The sequence below is a fragment of the Nocardia asteroides genome, assembly GCF_900637185.1.
Lineage (GTDB): Bacteria > Actinomycetota > Actinomycetes > Mycobacteriales > Mycobacteriaceae > Nocardia > Nocardia asteroides.
Genome location: NZ_LR134352.1, coordinates 5,607,980 through 5,625,260, shown reverse-complemented (window position 1 = coordinate 5,625,260; position 17,281 = coordinate 5,607,980). Strand labels below are relative to the sequence as shown.

Here is a 17,281-nt window from a genome sequence, read left to right as displayed (position 1 = left end):
CCCGGACGGGTGGGCGCACGGGTGAGATCCCGGAAATGTCCGGAGCCGCAGGCGTTCTCCGTCGTAGGCTGGCTCCATGCCGGAGCCGCCGCCGACCCCGTTACGGCTGGTGCTCGTCGACGATCACGAGATGGTGCTGCACGGGCTCGACGCGATGCTGCGCCACTTCCCCGACGAGGTCGTCATCGTCGGCCGCACCACCACCGAGGCCGCCGCGCTGCGCGCCGTCGCCGAACAGCGGCCCGACATCGTGCTGTGCGATGTGCGGCTGGGCAAGGCCAGCGGACTCGACCTGTGCAGGCAGATCACCCGCGGGTACCCGCAGACCAAGGTCGTGCTGCTCACCGTGTACGACGACGAGCACTACCTCTACCAGGCGCTGCGCGCGGGCGCCGTCGGCTACATCCTCAAACGCGTCGACGGCCGCGAACTCGTCGCCCAGCTGCTGCGGGCCGGGGAGGGGGAGACCGTGGTCGATCCGGCGCTGGCCGGGCGGGTCGCGCTGGCCGCCGCCCGGCTGGAGGCCGGACAGTTCTGGCCCGGCGCCCATCTCGGGCTCACCCAGCGCGAGTCGGAGGTGCTGGGCCTGCTGGTGTCCGGGCACTCGAATCGGGCGGTCGCGGGCAAGCTGGTGGTCAGCGAGGACACCGTCAAGACCCACATCCGCGGCCTGTACCGCAAGCTCGGGGTGTCCGAGCGCAGCGCGGCGATCGCGGTCGCCCTGCGCGAGGGGTTGTTCCGGTGAGCGTGCCCTCGGCGGCCGAGCTGGCCGGTCTCCTCGGCGCCGACGGGGTGCTGGTCTACGCCGTCGACGACCAGGAACTCGGGGTCGTCGACGCCTGGCCCGCGCACCCGTCGGCGACCGCGCTGACCCTGCCCGTCGGCTTCGGGGTGACCGGACGGGTCGCCCGCACCGGCGAGCCGGTCCTGCTCGACGCGGACTCGCCACGTAATGCCCTGCACCGCACACTGTTACGACTGCGACCCGCGCAGACCGTCGCCCGGATGTGCCTGCCGCTGCCCGGCCTCGACGGCACCGTCGTCGGCGTGCTGGCCGCCCACCGCGACCCCGCCGCGCCCTTCGGCCCCGCCGACCTCGACCGCGCCGCGAGCTACGCGCCGGTGCTCGGGCTGTCGCTGCACGCGAAACGCCTGTGGCGCACGGTCAACCGGCACCGCACCGAACGCGACCGGCTCGTCGAGCAGGCGATCTCGGCGCAGGAGGCCGAACGCCGCCGCATCGCCTTCGACCTGCACGACGGCGTCACCACCGCGCTCGCGTCGATGGCGTTCCACCTGTCCGCCGCCGATCTCACCGTCTCCGAACTCGCCGCCCATGTGCCTGGCGGCGACGCGGCCGGTGCACGCGCCCTGGCGCGGGCCAGGGCCGAACTGGTCAGCGCCCGCGCGCTGGCCGATGTCGCCTATCACCAGACCAGGGCGGCGATCTCGGGGCTGCACAGCCTGGTGCTCGACGACCTCGGCCTGGTCGCCGCGATCGAGTCGCTGGTGCACGCGGCGAGCACCGCCGACGGACCCGCCGTCGACTTCCTCGTCGATCCCGCCGCCAGCGTCGAGGGCCTGGGCGACCACGCGGCCGCCGCGCTGTACCGGATCGCCCAGGAGGCCCTGGCCAATGCGGTCGAGCACGCCGGCGCGCGCCGCATCGTGGTGTCGCTGCGCCGCGTGGGCGACTCGGTGGTGCTCGGCTGTTCCGACGACGGCGTCGGTTTCGACCCCGCCGAACGGCTGGCCGCGCGCGCCGACGGAGACCAGCATTTCGGGCTCAGCTCCATCGCCGAACGCTGCGCGCTGATGGAGGCCTCGCTGCGGGTGGAGTCGATGGCGGGCAGGGGGACCATCCTGCTGGTGGAACTGCCGATCTGATCAGCGGGTGGCCGCGGCCGCCGACCGGCAGTTGCCGAGCAGAACTCGCTGGGCCGCATCGAGATCGGACAGGTCGGCGGCCCAGGTGCGCAGCGCCGCGCTGACCAGCGCCCGGCCGAACGAGAAGGTGACCGTCCACGGCCGGTCCGCGCGGGCCGCCAGCTCCCGCAGGTAGTCGCAGACCCGCTCGGTCGGTTGCCCGCCGGACAGGAACGCGATCCCGGGCACCACGGCGGGGACGGTGTCGCGCAGCACCGCGAACGTCTCGTCCACCACCGCCGCCACCGGAACCGGCGCGGCGTCGAGGCCGGGGGTGACGAAGTTCGGTTTGAGCACGATGCCCGCCGGGTCGACACCCGCGGCGTCGAGCGCGGTGAACACCGAGCACAAGGTCAGCCGGGTCGCCTCGGCCGCCGCGGCCAGGTCGTGGTCGCCGGTGCACAGCAGCTCCGGCTCGACGATCGGCACGATGCCGTGCGCCTGGCACAACGCGGCGTAGCGGGCCAGCGCGTGCCCGTTGGTGTGCGCGGCGTACGGCGTGATCGTCCGCACGTCGAACACCGCCCGCCACTTGGCGAAGGCGGCGCCCCGCTCGGCGTAGGCGGCCAGGCGCGCGCCGAGCCCGTCGAGGCCCTCGGTGATCAGCGCCCCGCCCTGACCGGGCAGCGCGGTGGTGCCGGTGTCGACCTTGATCCCGGGCAGGATGCCCAGCTCGCGCGCCGCCACCGGGAAGGCGCGGCCGTCGGGCAGGGTCTGGCCGAAGGTCTCGTCGCACAGGATGATGCCGCTGACCCATTCGGCCAGACCGGGCGCGGTGAGCAGCAGGGCGCGATAGTCGCGCCGGGCGGTCTCGCTCGCCGGGATCCCCTCCTGGTCCAGGCGGGCGGACATGGTCTTGATCGACTCGTCGGCGGCGAGGATGCCACGGCCTGCGCCGGTCAGCTGGTGGGCGGTCGCGGCGAGGGCGGTGGGAGCGGGAAGTGTCGTCATCGATCGAGCGTGCGAGCCGCGCGCCGTTCGCGCCTCACCCCCGCGGGCGAGGCGGGGGTGTGAACCCGCCGCGTTGACATCGCCGGTGAAACTGGGAAACCTGAGGTCACCACGTCCGACGGCTGCCCTGCACGGAAAGAGACCGGCGATGACCTCGATCGACGACCCCACCGACGACCTGTCGGTCACGCCGCCCAAGACCTGGGCCGCCGGCGTGCCGGGGGTGGTCCACGCGCTGGAGTACTCGCTGTCGCAGACCTCGCCCGCGCGCACCGCGCTCACCCTGCTGAATGTCAACCAGCCCAAGGGTTTCGACTGCCCCGGCTGCGCCTGGCCGGAGCCGAAGCACCGGCACAAGAACGAATACTGCGAGAACGGCGCCAAGCACGTCAGCGACGAGGCCACCACGCGCCGTGTCACCCGTGAGTTCTTCGCCGCGCACACCGTCGACGAACTCGACGCCACCTCCGACTACTGGCTCAACCAGCAGGGCAGGCTCACCGAGCCGATGGTGAAGCGCCCCGGCGCCGCGCACTACGAACCGATCGGCTGGGACGACGCACTCGACCTGATCGCCGACACCCTGCGCGGCCTGAACTCGCCGAACGAGGCCCTGTTCTACACCTCCGGCCGCCTCAACAACGAGGCCGCGTTCCTGCTGCAACTGTTCGCCCGCGCCTACGGCACCAACAATCTGCCCGACTGCTCGAACATGTGCCACGAGTCCAGCGGCTCGGCGCTGAACCAGACCCTCGGCGTCGGCAAGGGCAGCGTGTCGCTCGACGACATCTACGCCGCCGACCTGATCTTCGTCGTCGGCCAGAACCCCGGCACCAACCATCCGCGCATGCTCTCGGCGCTCGAGGAGGCCAAACGCAACGGCGCGAAGGTCGTCGCGGTCAACCCGCTGCCCGAGGCCGGGCTGATCCGGTTCAAGAACCCGCAGGTCCCGCGCGGGGTGATCGGGCGCGGCACCGCCATCGCCGACCATTTCCTGCAGATCCGGCCCGGCGGCGACCTGGCCCTGTTCCAGACCCTGAACCGGCTGCTGCTCGAAGCCGAGGACGCCGCCCCCGGGACCGTGCTCGACCACGACTTCATCCGCGAGCACACCCACGGCTTCGACGACTTCGCCGCGCACGCCCGTGGCATCGGCTGGGACGACGCCCTCGCGGCGACCGGCCTGACCAGGGCGGCCATCGAGGACGTGCACCGCGAAGTGCTCGGGGCGAAGAAGATCATCGTGTGCTGGGCGATGGGGCTGACCCAGCACAAGCACGGCGTGCCCACCATCCGCGAGATCGTCGACTTCCTGCTGCTGCGCGGCAATCTCGGCCGTCCCGGCGCGGGTGTGTGCCCGGTGCGCGGGCACAGCAACGTCCAGGGCGACCGCACCATGGGCATCTGGGAGCGCGTGCCGCAGTGGTTCCTCGACGCCCTGGGCACCGAATTCGGCTTCACCCCGCCCGCCGCGCACGGCCTGGACTCGGTCGACAGCATCCGTGCCATGCGTGACGGCCGGGCGACGGTGTTCGTCGGGGTCGCGGGCAATTTCGCGCGCGCCACCCCCGACAGCGCGGTCACCGAGGCCGCCCTGCGCCGCTGCGCGCTGACCGTGCAGATCTCCACCAAGCTCAACCGCTCGCACACCGTGTGCGGTGAGACCGCGCTGATCCTGCCCACGCTGGGCCGCAGCGATCGCGACATCCAGGCGAGCGGCGAACAGTTCGTCACCGTCGAGGACTCGATGAGCGAGGTGCACGCCTCGCGCGGTCGGCTGGACCCGGCGTCGCCGCACCTGCTCAGCGAGGTCGCCATCATCTCGCGGCTGGCGCGCCGCACCCTGGGCGAAACCCCGGCCATCCCCTGGGCGGATTTCGAAGCCGACTACGACACCATCCGCGACCGCATCTCCCGGGTGGTCCCCGGTTTCGAGAACTTCACCGAACGGGTCTCCCGGCCCGGCGGGCTGCGCCTGGTCAACCCGGTCAACGAGGGCGTCTACCGCACGGCCAGCGGCAAGGCGGAATTCACCCGCAACGACTTCACGGTGCTCGACGTGCCGCCCGGCCACCTGCTGTTGCAGTCGTTGCGCTCGCACGACCAGTGGAACACCATCCCGTACGCGAACAACGATCGATACCGGGGCATCCACAACGCCCGCCGGGTGGTGCTGGTGAACCCCGAGGACCTGGCCGAGCGGGGACTGGCCGACCGGGACACCGTCGACATCGTCAGCGTGTGGACCGACGGCACCGAGCGGCGCGCGGAGAACTTCGTCGTCGTCGCCTACCCGGCCAGCCGCGGCTCGGCGGCCGCCTACTATCCCGAGACCAATGTCCTGGTTCCCCTCGACAGTGTCGCCGACGTCAGCAACACGCCCACCTCCAAGGGCATCGTGGTCCGCCTCGAACCGCGTCACCGCACCGGCGCGGACCGCTAGCTACACTCCCTTCTATGTCCGTGCGCACCCGTCAGCCACTCGTTCCCGGCACCCAGTCGCCGATCCGGGACGTCCCGCGTTCCATCGAACGCCCCGAATACGTGTGGAAGAAGACCGCCAACGAGGGGCGCGAGCCCTGGGTGCAGACCGCCGAGACCATCGAGAAGATGCGGATCGCGGGCAAGATCGCCGCCCAGGCGCTGGACGAGGCGGGCAAGGCGGTCGCGCCCGGTGTCACCACCGACGAGCTGGACCGCATCGCGCACGAGTACATGTGCGACCACGGCGCCTACCCGTCCACGCTCGGCTACAAGGGCTTCCCGAAGTCCTGCTGCACCTCGCTCAACGAGGTCATCTGCCACGGCATCCCCGACTCCACCGTGATCGAGGACGGTGACATCGTCAATATCGACGTCACCGCGTTCATCCACGGCGTGCACGGCGACACCAACCGGACCTTCCTCGCCGGGAACGTCGACGAGGAGGTGCGGCTGCTGGTCGAACGCACCGAAGAGGCCACCAACCGGGCGATCAAGGCGGTCAAGCCGGGTCGCGCGCTCAATGTGATCGGCCGCGTCATCGAGGCCTACGCCAACCGCTTCGGTTACGGCGTGGTCCGCGACTTCACCGGCCACGGTGTGGGCCCCACCTTCCACAGCGGCCTGGTGATCCTGCACTACGACCAGCCCGACATCGAATCGGTCATCGAGCCCGGCATGACCTTCACCATCGAGCCGATGATCAACCTCGGCGGCATCGACTACGACATCTGGGACGACGGCTGGACCGTGGTCACCAAGGACCGCAAGTGGACCGCCCAGTTCGAGCACACCCTCGTCGTCACCGAGACCGGCGCGGAAATCCTGACCCTGCCGTGAGCCGCGCCCGATGAGCACGCTGCGCGGGGGGCTGCTGATCGCGGGCACCACCTCCGACGCCGGGAAAAGCGTTGTCGTGGCGGGCATCTGCCGGATGCTGGCCCGGCGCGGGGTGCGGGTGGCGCCGTTCAAGGCGCAGAACATGTCGAACAACTCCGTCGTCACCCTCGACGGCGGGGAGATCGGCCGCGCCCAGGCCCTGCAGGCACGAGCCTGCGGTCTGGAACCGAGCGTGCGCTTCAACCCCGTACTGCTCAAGCCGGGCAGCGACCGGCGCTCCCAGCTCGTGGTGCGCGGGCAGGCCATCGGCACGGTGGGCGCGCGGGACTACTTCACCCGCAGACAGCAGTTGCGCGAGGTGGTCGCGGCCGAACTCGCCTCCCTGCGTGCGGAATTCGACGTGGTGATCTGCGAGGGCGCGGGCTCACCCGCCGAGATCAACCTGCGCGCCACCGACCTGGCCAACATGGGCCTGGCGCGCGCCGCCGAGCTGCCGGTGCTGGTGGTCGGCGACATCGACCGCGGGGGAGTGCTGGCGCATCTGTTCGGCACCGTGGCCGTGCTGGAACCCGAAGACCAGCGGCTCATCTCGGGGTTCCTGATCAACAAGTTCCGCGGTGACGTCGCCCTGCTGCAGCCGGGCCTGGACCAGCTGCGCGCGCTCACCGGGCGGCCCACCCTCGGCGTGCTGCCCTTCGCCGAGGGGCTGTGGCTCGACGCCGAGGACTCCCTCGGCACCGTCGCAGGGACCCCCGTCGGACGGCCCGGCCCGCCGCACGGCACCGAGTGGCTGACCGTCGCCGCCGTGCGCCTGCCACGCATCTCCAACTCCACCGACATCGAAGCCCTCGCCTGCGAACCGGGCGTCGCCGTCCGCTGGGCCGACGGGCCCGACCAGATCGCCACCGCCGATGTCGTCGTGGTGCCCGGGTCCAAGGCCACGCTCTCGGATCTGGAGTGGTTGCGCGACAAGGGGATCGGTGCCGCGCTGCGCGCCCGTGCCGCGGCCGGGCGTCCCATCCTCGGAATCTGCGGTGGCTACCAGATGCTCGGCGGCCGCATCGTCGACGGCGTCGAACACCCCGCCGAGCCCGGCTCGCCGCCGTCGGAGGCCGACGGGCTGGGCCTGCTCGACCTCGATATCGCATTCGCGAACCCCAAGATCGCCCGTCAAGTGACAGGTGTGGCGGGTGCACTACCTGTGCACGGTTACGAGATCCACCACGGTCGTGTCACCCGCACCGCCGACCCCGCCTGGCTGACCGTCGACGGGAGTCCCGAAGGCAGTGTGCGCGACGCGGTCTGGGGCACCCACGTGCACGGACTGCTCGAATCCGACGCGTTCCGCCGCGCCTGGCTCACCGAGGTGGCCGCGCGGGCGGGCCGCGCCGGGTTCGCCGTCGCGCCGGACACCTCGGTCGCCGCCACCCGCACCGCCCAGCTCGACCTGCTGGCCGACCTGATCGAACAGCACGTCGATCTGGCCGCGCTGGACGCGCTGATCGCCACCGGCGCGCCCACCGGGCTGCCGGTCATCCGCAGCGCCCCGGTGGGCGACGTCCTGGCCTGACGCCGGTCAGCGGTGGTGTAGCCGCCGACGGCGCCGACCCAGGCGCTGTGGCTCCCGCACACCGTGTCGCCGGTGTGCGTCCTGCTCACGGTGCGCGCCGCGAACCCGCGCCGCGAACCCGAAGCGGGGACCACCGCCGCGCGGGGTGGTGACGGGCATGGCACCGACCGGCGGGTGTGTGGCCGATCTCTGCGCGGCGCCGGGTCGCGACCGTTGTGACAGGTTCCGCAATTAGGGTGTCCGGGTTCGGGAAACCGCAGGACAGGGGCGAAAACCGACCGGCCGGGCCGAGCGGAACACCCTGCCGTGTTCAGCCGGGCCGTGTACCGTACACCGGCATGAAATCTCGGCGGATCACGGTCGGTGACCGGGCCTGGACAGTGCGGGTCGACGGCCCCTCCTCGCGGCACAATGTGCTGTTGCTTCCCGACGCGGGCGATCCGGCCGACGTGTTCGACGCGGTCTGCGCGCGGCTGCACGAATCGGATCTGCAGACCGTGGTGCTGGAGTCCGTCGACGAGCTCGAACCGGCCGACATCCACACCATTCTCGACGAGCTGGAACTGCCGTACGTGAACGTCGCGGGCCGCGGTGCCGGAGCGGCACTGGCCTGGCGGCTGTGCGCGGGCCGGTTCGGCCGGTTCATGAGCCTGGTCGTGGCCGACCACGGTCACCCGGCGGTGGCCGACGCCGAGGGCGGCGCCCCCGACGCGGCGTGTCCGCCGCTGGAGCTTCCCGTGACGATGCTGGTCACCAAGAGCCTGCCGCGGGCCGCCGCGGATGCCTCCGGCCGCTTCGTCTACGGCGAGTTCCGGGTGGTCCCGGTGGAGGTCGACAACATCGCGACCGAGGGCGCCCACGAACTGGCCACCGAGATCGTGCTGCGCACCAGCCTGTGGTGAGCGGCGGCCGGGACCACCCGGTCCCGGCCGCGGCCCGCTAGTTCTTGCGGTAGACCGCCAGCCAGTCCAGCCAGCTGTCGGTCTCGGCGAAAGCGTTGGCGCGCACCGCTTCCGAGGACAGGAACACATCGTGGCGGGCGCCGTCGATCGGGACGATCGTGGTGCGCTCGCCCAGGCAGCCCGCCCAGCGCTGGATCTGCTTGACGTCGAGCACGGCGTCGGCCACGTCCACGGCGGCGCTGTGCGCGCGGGCGAACTTGGTCAGCCGCGAGCGCAGGATCAGCGCGGGCACCCCGATTGCCAGCCCCTGGTGCAGGCGCGCCTGGCCGCGGCGGATGGCCCGCAACCAGCCCAGCCGCACCGGCTCGCCGCTGAGCGGCTTCCAGTCCAGGTTGTAGTCCCACTCGCCGGCCCGGCTGTGGTGCAGGCTGTCGCCGTAGGCCGTGCTCACCCCCATGCCCGGCAGCTCGGCGAAGGCGCGCAGCCTGCCGACGGCGTTGATGATCGGCGTGCCGACCGTGCGGTAGTACGCCGGGCCCTGCAGGTCGAACCACGGGCTGTTGAGCACGATGCCCACCACCCCGGCCGCCGCGCTGCCACCGGCGGCCTCGAGCCGGTCCAGCCACAGCGGCACCACCAGGCCACCGGTCGAGTGCGCCACGACCAGCACGTCGTTGCCGGTCTCGGCGCGCGCGATCCGCAGCGCCTCGTTCAGCTCCGCGTCGTAGAGCGCCAGGTCGCTGACGAAGTGCGCGCTCTGCCCCTCCCGCCGCGAACGACCGCATTTGCGCAGGTCGAGGGCATAGAAGCGGTGGCCGCGCGCGGTGAAGTGCTCGGCCAGGTGCTCCTGGAAGAAGTAGTCGGTGAACCCGTGCACGTAGAGCACGGTGGGCTCGGTGGCCGGGGCGGTGGCATCGGGCAGATGACGCACCAGGGTGGCCACCACCTCGCCCTCGCCGTCGGGATCGAGGCCCAGCGGCAGGGTCCGCTGCTGGTAGTCGGTGCCGAGGACATCGGTTTGCCACTGCTCATCGGTCCGCGCGACACGGCCGGCGGGCTCGAGTGAGGTTTCGTTCGTCACACCGGTCAATCTATCGCGCGGTCATCGCGACGTGCAGTGTTGGTTTAGATCACATTCGGTAGGTCGGTTGCGGTACTTCGATCTGCTGAGGTGCACAATTGGCTTCAGGTGAACGACGGGTAACCTACCCCCCGGCGATTCACCGCGAGTCGCACCAACCCCAAAGCGCCCGCGCCCAAGCGAACTCACCTGACGGTGGGTAGCTGAGAAGGACAAGGAAGTCGATCTACCCGTGCCGAACGCTGCGAAGACTGAAAAGACCGATGTAGTTCTCATCGGCGCAGGCATCATGAGTGCCACGCTGGGCGCGCTGCTGCGGCAGCTGCAGCCGGAGTGGACGATCTCGGTGTTCGAGCGGCTCGATGCCGCCGCCGCGGAGAGCAGCGATCCGTGGAACAACGCCGGCACCGGTCACTCGGCGCTGTGTGAGCTGAACTACAGCCCGCAGAACGCCGACGGCTCGGTCGACATCGGCAAGGCCGTCGATATCAACGAGCGCTTCCAGGTGTCCCGGCAGTTCTGGGCCTCCGCGGTCGACACCGGCGTGCTCGGTGACCCGTCCGGGTTCATCAACCCCATCCCGCACGTCAGCTTCGTGCACGGTGCCGACAACGTCGACTACCTGCGCAAGCGCTACGAGGCGCTGGCGCCGCACCCGCTCTTCCGCGGCATGGAGTACATCGACACCCCCGACGAGTTCGCCGCGCGCCTGCCGCTGATGGCCAAGGGCCGTGACTTCACCGACCCGATCGCGCTGAACTGGACCGACGGCGGCACCGACATCGACTTCGGCGCGCTCACCAAGCAGCTGCTGGCCTACATCGGCTCCTCCGGCGGCGAGATCGCCTTCGGCACCGAGGTCCGCGACCTGGACAAGCAGTCCGACGGCAGCTGGAACGTGACCGTGCGCAACCTGCGCACCTTCCGGTCGCGCACGATCAACGCGAAGTTCGTCTTCGTCGGCGCCGGTGGCGGCGCGCTGCCGCTGCTGCAGAAGTCCGGCATCAAGGAGGCCAAGGGCTTCGGCGGCTTCCCGATCAGCGGCCAGTTCCTGCGCTCGACCAACCCCGAACTGATCGCCGCGCACGAGGCCAAGGTGTACGGCAAGGCCGCCGTCGGCGCGCCGCCGATGTCGGTCCCGCACCTGGACACCCGCGTCATCAACGGCCGCAAGGGCCTGCTGTTCGGCCCCTACGCGGGCTGGACCCCGAAGTTCCTCAAGGACGGCTCCAACGCCGACCTGTTCAAGTCGATCAAGCCGAACAACATCGGTTCGCTCATCGGCGTCGGTCTGACCGAGATGGGCCTGACGAAGTACCTGATCAGCGAGCTGCTGAAGTCGCAGCCCGGCAAGGTCGGCGTGCTCGAGGAGTTCCTGCCGCGCGCCGAGGGCCGCGACTGGGAGCTGATCACCGCCGGTCAGCGCGTGCAGGTCATCCGCAAGAAGGGCGCGGGCGGCGTGCTCGAGTTCGGCACCGCGGTCATCTCCGCCGGTGACGGCACCATCGCCGGTCTGCTCGGCGCCTCGCCGGGCGCCTCGACCTGTGTCACCGCGATGCTCGACGTGATGCAGCGCTGCTTCCCGCGCGAGTACGCCGACTGGACCCCGAAGCTGAAGGAAATGATCCCCTCGCTGGGGCAGAAGCTGTCGGAGAACCAGGCCCTGTTCCAGGAAGTTTGGGACTGGACCGACAAGTCGCTGAAGCTGGACCGCACCGTCGCCTCGGCGCAGCCCGAGACCGCCGGCTACGCCCAGGTCTGAGCCGTGCCGTCGACGGTCACGCTGCGCCGGTCCTGGGCGGCGGACCTCGACGCGGCCACCCTCTACCGGCTGCTGAGCCTGCGGGTGCAGGTGTTCGTCGTCGAGCAGAAATGCGCCTATCCCGAGCTGGACGGGCGCGACCTGCTCCCGGCCACCCGGCACCTGTGGCTCGAGGAGGACGGGACGATCATCGGCACCCTGCGCCTGCTCGAGGAGCAGGAGGCGGTGGCCTATCGCATCGGCCGGGTCTGCCTGGCACAGGCCGCGCGCGGACTCGGCCACACCACGCGACTGATGCAGGCCGCCCTGGCCGAAACCGGTGCGGCCACGGTGCGATTGGACGCGCAATCGCATCTGGTCGGCATGTACGTCAAATACGGTTTCGTCGTGGACGGCCCGGAATTCCTCGACGACGGGATCCCGCACACCCCGATGCGTCGGGGCTAGGCGGTATTCCGCCGTCGATGCCCGGGCGGAAGCGGCCGCGGCGGCGCGCCTAGAGTTGGGGCGTGCCTGGTTTCGCTGATGTCGCCGCTGGTCCGCACACCGCCGCTCGATCGGTGGGTGAGGCGGGCTTCCCCTTCTCCGCGGTCGTCGGGCAGGAACAGCTGCAACTGGCGTTGATCTTGTCGGCGGTGCATCCCGGGATCGGTGGCGTGCTGGTGCGCGGCGAGAAGGGCACCGCCAAGTCGACCGTGGTGCGGGCCCTGGCCCAGCTGCTGCCGCCGGTGGTCGACGAGACCGGCGCCCGCCCCGCCCGGCTGGTGGAACTCCCGGTCGGCGCCACCGAGGACCGCGTCGTCGGCTCGCTCGATCTCGAGCGGGTGCTGCGCGACGGCGAACAGGCGTTCCGGCCCGGCCTGCTGGCCGCGGCCCACCACGGCGTGCTCTACGTCGACGAGGTGAACCTGCTGCACGACCACCTGGTCGACGTGCTGCTCGACGCGGCGGCCATGGGCCGGGTGCACGTCGAGCGCGACGGTGTCTCGCATTCGCATCCGGCCCGGTTCGTGCTGGTCGGCACCATGAACCCGGAGGAGGGCGAGCTGCGGCCGCAGCTGCTCGACCGGTTCGGTCTCACCGTCGACGTGGCCGCCTCCCGCGAGGTGGACACCCGCATGGCGGTGGTGCGCAGGCGCCTGGACTACGAGGCCGACCCGGCCGGGTTCGCCGCCCGCTACGCCGACGCCGATCAGGTTGTCGCCGAACGCATCCTGACCGCGCGCGACCGGCTGCCCGCGGTGGCGCTCGACAATGCCGAACTGCGGCGCATCGCGGCGCTGTGCGCGGCCTTCGACGTCGACGGGATGCGCGCCGACCTGGTCGTCGCGCGCACCGCCACCGCGCACGCCGCCTGGCGCGGTCGTGACCGGGTCACCGAGGACGATGTGCGGGTCGCCGCGGAGCTGGCCCTGCCGCACCGGCGTCGTCGTGATCCGTTCGACGAGCCGGGGATCAGCGAGGAACAGCTCGACGAGGCCATGCGGAACGCGGCCGACGAGGTCGAGAAGGCCGCCGAGCGGGACGAGTCCGCGCCGGGGGAGGACGATCGCTCACCGGAGGATTCCGGGCGCGCGGCGGCTGATTCGCCTGCGGGCGAGGACGATTCGCACAGTGGGCCCGGTCGTGGTTCGGACGCCGACGGGCCGGACGGCAGTCGTCCCGATGACGGTTCGGACGGTGGCCGTCCCGATGACGGCGGGCCGGACGACCGTGGACCCGACGACGACGGCCCCGACGGCGGGGGTCCGGACGACACCCCCGGTGGTGGACCCCGTGGCGGCGGCTCCCGCCCGGCGGCCGAAGGCGTCTCCGGCACACCGGTTTCGGCGGCGAAGCCCGCGCCGCGCTGGGAGGTGCCGGGGATCGGCGAGGGCGCGCCCGGCCGCCGCTCCCGCGCCCAGACCCGCACCGGCCGCACGGTGCGTCCCAGCGCCGACACCGCCGGTGGCCTGCACCTGCTCGGCACCGTTTTCGCCGCCGCCCCACGGCAATTCGAGCGCGGCAGGCTCAGCGGCCCGCTGGCGCTGAGCGCCGAGGATCTGCGTGGCGCGTATCGCGAAGGACGCGAAGGGAATCTGGTCGTCTTCGTGGTCGACGCCTCGGGCTCGATGGCCGCGCGGGACCGGCTCACCGCCGTCACCGGCGCCATCGTCACGCTGCTGCGCGATGCCTATCAGCGTCGCGACAAGGTCGCCGTGATCAGCGTGCGTGGCAGCGAGGCCGAACTGGTCCTGCCGCCGACCTCCTCGGTCGACATCGCCGTCCGCCGCCTGGCCGGGCTGCGCACCGGCGGCAAGACCCCGCTCGCCGCCGGCCTGCTGAAGGCCCGCGAGGTGATCGCCCGCGAACACGTCCGCGACCCGCGCCGCCGGCCGATGCTGGTGCTGCTCACCGACGGCCGCGCCACCGGCGGCGTCGACCCGCTGCCCCGCGCCCGCACCGCCGCCCGGCTGCTGGCCGGCGAGGGGCACACCGCCATGGTCATCGACTGCGAACGCGGCATGATCCGCCTCGGCCTCGCCGCCGACCTGGCCCGCGACCTGCGCGCCCGCTACCTGCGACTGGACGAACTCACCGGTGACACCGTCGCCGATGTCGTCCGCACCCAGGGACGGGCGCCGCGCGCGGCGTGACCTCTCGGTCGTGTCGGGGCGGGTGTCGAGGCCCTGATAGAAATGATGATCGGCCAGGTGGTCGCCGTGGTCGTGCGGCGTGCCGGGAGACAGATGGTCCGGACGGGCCGTGGAACGGTGCGTCGGTGCCGAGAAGGAGGAGGGCTCGTGCCCAAGGGTGTTCCCGAGGTCGTGCCGGAGGACGGGCTGACCACGCGGCAGCGGCGCAATCAGCCGGTGCTGGCCGTGCACACCGGACCCGGCAAGGGGAAGTCCACCGCGGCGTTCGGGATGGCACTGCGGGCCTGGAACCAGGGCTTCGACGTGGCCGTGTTCCAGTTCGTGAAGAGCGCCAAGTGGAAGGTCGGCGAGGAAGCCGCCTTCCGTACGCTGGGCACCCTGCACGAGCAGACCGGCGCAGGGGGCGCGGTCGAGTGGCACAAGATGGGTGAGGGCTGGTCCTGGACCCGCAAGCACGGCACCGAGGAGGACCACGCCGCCGCCGCGCTGTCGGGGTGGCAGGAGATCTCCCGCAGGCTGGCCGCCGAACAGCACCGCTTCTACGTCCTCGACGAGTTCACCTACCCGCTGAAGTGGGGCTGGGTCGATGTCGACGAGGTCGTCGAGACGTTGACCCACCGCCCCGGCAACCAGCACGTCGTGATCACCGGCCGCGACGCACCCCAGGCACTCGTCGACGCGGCCGACCTGGTCACCGAGATGACCAAGGTGAAGCACCCGATGGACGCGGGCCGCAAGGGCCAGCGCGGCATCGAATGGTGACTGCTGTGGGGGTGCGGTCGTGAGCGCACCCGCCGTGGTGATCGCCGCCCCGGCGTCCGGCAGCGGTAAGACGACGCTGGCCACCGGCCTGATCGGCGCGCTGCGGCGGGCCGGGCATCGGGTGGCGCCGTTCAAGGTGGGCCCGGACTACATCGACCCCGGCTACCACGGGCTCGCGGCCGGACGACCGGGGCGCAACCTGGATCCCGTGCTGGTGGGCGAGGATCGGGTGGTGCCGCTGTATCGGCACGGCGCGCAGGGCTGCGATATCGCCGTCGTCGAGGGCGTGATGGGCCTGTTCGACGGGCGGATCGACGAGAACCGGACCGAAGCGGTCGCCGAGGGATCCACCGCGCAGGTCGCGAGCCTGCTCGGCGCGCCCGTCGTGCTGGTCGTCGACGCGCGCGGCCACTCCCAGAGCCTCGCCGCCCTGCTGCACGGCTTCGCCACCTTCGACTCCTCGGTCCGGCTCGGCGGGGTGATCCTGAATCGTGTCGGCAGCGAACGCCACGAGCAGGTCCTGCGCGCGGCCTGCGACCGGGTCGGGATTCCCGTGCTCGGCGCGCTGCCCCGGATGGCCGAACTGGAAGTCCCCTCACGGCATCTGGGCCTGATCCCCGCCGTCGAACACGGCACCGCCGCCACCGCGGCCGTCGACGCCATGACCGACCTCGTCGCCGCCCACATCGACTTACGGGCCATCGTCGCCTTGGCGGGCGGATCGGTGCGGGGACCGGCCTGGGATCCCGTGGCCGAGCTGGCCGCGGCGGCCGAACCTGCTGCCCGCGAGGAGCACGCGGGGGAGTCGGGCGGCGCGGCCGGTGGGGGTCCGCTGATCGCGATGGCGGGTGGGCCGGCGTTCACCTTCGGGTATGCCGAACACCGCGAACTTCTGGTCGCGGCGGGCGCCCAGGTCGTCGTGTTCGACCCGCTGACGGATGAATTGCCCGAGGGCACTGCGGGATTGGTGCTGCCCGGCGGGTTTCCGGAGGAACACGCGGGGGCGCTGTCGGCCAACGAGAAGCTGCGCGCCGCCGTGGCCGAGGGCGCCGCGCGCGACCTGCCGATCCACGCCGAATGCGCCGGCCTGCTCTACCTGACCCGCACCCTCGACGGCCACCCGATGGCGGGCGTCCTGGACGCCGACGCCGCCTTCGGCCCCCGCCTCACCCTCGGCTACCGCGACGCCGTCGCCCTGCACGACTCCGTCCTCTGGCGGGCGGGCGCCCGTGTCCGCGGCCACGAATTCCACCGCACCCGCCTCACCCGCACCGGCCCCGAGGCCGCCGCCTGGGGCTGGCGCGCACCAGAATCCCGCACCGAAGGCGCGGTCCTCCGCCAGGTCCACGCCTCCTACCTGCACACCCACCCCGCCGGAAACCCCGACGCCATCGCCCGCTTCGTCACCGCCGCCCGCCACGTCGCCCGATGAACCCGCGGCGATGACCGAGCGGGTCGACGACTCCGACGCGACAGCCGCGATCCGCCAGATCCGCGACAAGAACGCGGCGACGCCGCCGCCCGCCTCGACACCGCCGCCTGCCACCAGCCCGCCGCCGATCGACGACCCGGCGTCGGACTCGCCTGTGGCTGCGGAGCGAGTAGCCGACTCGCGGGCCAGTGGCTCGGCGATCGGGGCCACATGTCTGGACCAGGCCGCGACCGCCGCGGGGCGGGACCGGGTTCGGGTGGTTGTCGGGCTCGGTCTCCGGCCGGGGACCGGCGCCGAGACGATTACTCGCGCCATCGACGCGGTCGTCGGTGCGGCCGCTGTCACGGTGACCGGTCTGGCCACGATCGATCGTCGTGCAGCGGAAGCGGGTCTCCTGTCGGCGGCGGATGTGCTCGGCGTCCCGGTGATCGCCTGTCGTGCCGAGGAATTGGCCGAGATCGATACGCCGCAGCGGTCGCCCAGGGTGGTTCGGGCCGTGGGGACGCCGTCGGTGGCCGAGGCGGCGGCGCTGCTGGTGGGGCGGGGTGAACTCGTGTGTGGGCGAACGGTTGTCGGCGGGGTCGTGGTGGCCGTGGCGACGGTGGCCGGTGGCGGGAATTAAATCGCTGGGCAAGATCACGTCGTCCGCGTACCGTCATCTTCAGCAGACGCACGGCGGACCGGATCCGGTCGGTTACCACTCGGGATGGGGATGTCGCAGGTTCGAATCCTGTCCACCACCGCATGGTGGTGGTAGCTCAGCCTGGTAGAGCACCTTCCGGTCGGGACACACACGCCCGCTGTGCCTCTGCGGCGACGCCGAGCAGGACGGACCGGATTCGGTCGGTTATCTGGTAAGGACCCATGGTCCAGCAGGTTCGAGCCCTGCGGCGGGAAGCGATTCCCGTTCTCCGGCCGGGCACACACGTCCGTCCGCT

14 protein-coding genes are annotated in these 17,281 nt (G+C 71.7%); 12 read left to right on the top strand and 2 right to left on the bottom strand.

The window, feature by feature from the left end; translation table 11 throughout:
- Positions 1–76 precede the first annotated feature (76 nt).
- Together EL493_RS32805 and EL493_RS32800 are read left to right on the top strand one after the other, a co-directional pair.
- Positions 77–745: a response regulator gene (locus EL493_RS32805; protein ID WP_019048139.1), complete on the top strand. Its 669-nt coding sequence runs from the start codon at positions 77–79 to the stop codon at positions 743–745.
- A complete protein-coding gene (locus EL493_RS32800; protein ID WP_019048138.1) occupies positions 742–1,887 on the top strand; it encodes a GAF domain-containing sensor histidine kinase in 1,146 nt (381 codons plus the stop codon). Before EL493_RS32805 ends, EL493_RS32800 begins: the two co-directional genes overlap by 4 nt.
- Here the strand turns inward: EL493_RS32800 and EL493_RS26210 are convergent, their stop codons facing one another.
- Positions 1,888–2,877 (bottom strand): class I fructose-bisphosphate aldolase, encoded by a 990-nt coding sequence (locus tag EL493_RS26210; protein ID WP_019048137.1) that lies wholly within the window; start codon positions 2,875–2,877, stop codon positions 1,888–1,890.
- A 148-nt stretch (positions 2,878–3,025) separates the two neighbouring features.
- On the opposite strand from EL493_RS26210, the gene EL493_RS26205 reads away from it, so the two are divergent.
- The 4 genes from EL493_RS26205 (at position 3,026) to EL493_RS26190 (ending at position 8,670) form a co-directional block, all read left to right on the top strand.
- Positions 3,026–5,320 (top strand): FdhF/YdeP family oxidoreductase, encoded by a 2,295-nt coding sequence (locus EL493_RS26205; protein ID WP_019048136.1) that lies wholly within the window; start codon positions 3,026–3,028, stop codon positions 5,318–5,320.
- A gap of 14 nt (positions 5,321–5,334) precedes the next feature.
- Positions 5,335–6,198 carry a type I methionyl aminopeptidase gene (gene map / locus EL493_RS26200; RefSeq protein ID WP_019048135.1) on the top strand — a complete coding sequence of 288 codons (864 nt, stop codon included), beginning with the start codon at positions 5,335–5,337 and terminating at the stop codon, positions 6,196–6,198.
- A 10-nt stretch (positions 6,199–6,208) separates the two neighbouring features.
- Positions 6,209–7,768 (top strand): cobyric acid synthase, encoded by a 1,560-nt coding sequence (locus tag EL493_RS26195; RefSeq protein WP_019048134.1) that lies wholly within the window; start codon positions 6,209–6,211, stop codon positions 7,766–7,768.
- 338 nt (positions 7,769–8,106) lie between these two features.
- Positions 8,107–8,670 carry a hypothetical protein gene (locus EL493_RS26190; protein WP_022565615.1) on the top strand — a complete coding sequence of 188 codons (564 nt, stop codon included), beginning with the start codon at positions 8,107–8,109 and terminating at the stop codon, positions 8,668–8,670.
- 37 nt (positions 8,671–8,707) lie between these two features.
- On the opposite strand, the gene EL493_RS26185 is transcribed toward EL493_RS26190, so the two are convergent.
- Positions 8,708–9,751 carry an alpha/beta hydrolase gene (locus tag EL493_RS26185; protein WP_019048132.1) on the bottom strand — a complete coding sequence of 348 codons (1,044 nt, stop codon included), beginning with the start codon at positions 9,749–9,751 and terminating at the stop codon, positions 8,708–8,710.
- 289 nt (positions 9,752–10,040) lie between these two features.
- Here EL493_RS26185 and mqo point away from each other — a divergent pair, with 289 nt between their 5' ends.
- The 6 genes from mqo to EL493_RS26155 all read left to right on the top strand — a co-directional run bounded on the left by mqo (position 10,041) and on the right by EL493_RS26155 (position 16,965).
- Positions 10,041–11,513, top strand: coding sequence for a malate dehydrogenase (quinone) (gene mqo, locus EL493_RS26180; protein WP_019048131.1), 1,473 nt, complete (start codon positions 10,041–10,043; stop codon positions 11,511–11,513).
- A gap of 3 nt (positions 11,514–11,516) precedes the next feature.
- Positions 11,517–11,960, top strand: coding sequence for a GNAT family N-acetyltransferase (locus EL493_RS26175; RefSeq protein WP_019048130.1), 444 nt, complete (start codon positions 11,517–11,519; stop codon positions 11,958–11,960).
- Between the two features lie 113 nt (positions 11,961–12,073).
- Positions 12,074–14,149, top strand: coding sequence for a magnesium chelatase subunit D family protein (locus EL493_RS26170; RefSeq protein ID WP_019048129.1), 2,076 nt, complete (start codon positions 12,074–12,076; stop codon positions 14,147–14,149).
- A gap of 147 nt (positions 14,150–14,296) precedes the next feature.
- Complete coding sequence (gene cobO / locus EL493_RS26165) at positions 14,297–14,911, top strand: cob(I)yrinic acid a,c-diamide adenosyltransferase (protein WP_019048128.1); 615 nt, start codon at positions 14,297–14,299, stop codon at positions 14,909–14,911.
- A gap of 19 nt (positions 14,912–14,930) precedes the next feature.
- Positions 14,931–16,343 (top strand): cobyrinate a,c-diamide synthase, encoded by a 1,413-nt coding sequence (locus EL493_RS26160; protein WP_019048127.1) that lies wholly within the window; start codon positions 14,931–14,933, stop codon positions 16,341–16,343.
- A gap of 10 nt (positions 16,344–16,353) precedes the next feature.
- Entirely contained in the window at positions 16,354–16,965 is a 612-nt protein-coding gene (locus EL493_RS26155) for a cobalamin biosynthesis protein (protein ID WP_019048126.1), read from the top strand.
- The last annotated feature ends 316 nt before the right edge of the window (positions 16,966–17,281 follow it).

Coding starts and splice junctions, on each gene's coding strand:
- EL493_RS26195 (WP_019048134.1), top strand. CDS start 6,209: ATGAGCACGCTGCGCGGGGGGCTGCTGATCGCGGGCACCACCTCCGAC.
- EL493_RS26205 (WP_019048136.1), top strand. CDS start 3,026: ATGACCTCGATCGACGACCCCACCGACGACCTGTCGGTCACGCCGCCC.
- EL493_RS26210 (WP_019048137.1), bottom strand. CDS start 2,877: ATGACGACACTTCCCGCTCCCACCGCCCTCGCCGCGACCGCCCACCAG.
- EL493_RS26190 (WP_022565615.1), top strand. CDS start 8,107: ATGAAATCTCGGCGGATCACGGTCGGTGACCGGGCCTGGACAGTGCGG.
- mqo (WP_019048131.1), top strand. CDS start 10,041: ATGAGTGCCACGCTGGGCGCGCTGCTGCGGCAGCTGCAGCCGGAGTGG.
- map (WP_019048135.1), top strand. CDS start 5,335: ATGTCCGTGCGCACCCGTCAGCCACTCGTTCCCGGCACCCAGTCGCCG.
- EL493_RS26155 (WP_019048126.1), top strand. CDS start 16,354: ATGACCGAGCGGGTCGACGACTCCGACGCGACAGCCGCGATCCGCCAG.
- EL493_RS32805 (WP_019048139.1), top strand. CDS start 77: ATGCCGGAGCCGCCGCCGACCCCGTTACGGCTGGTGCTCGTCGACGAT.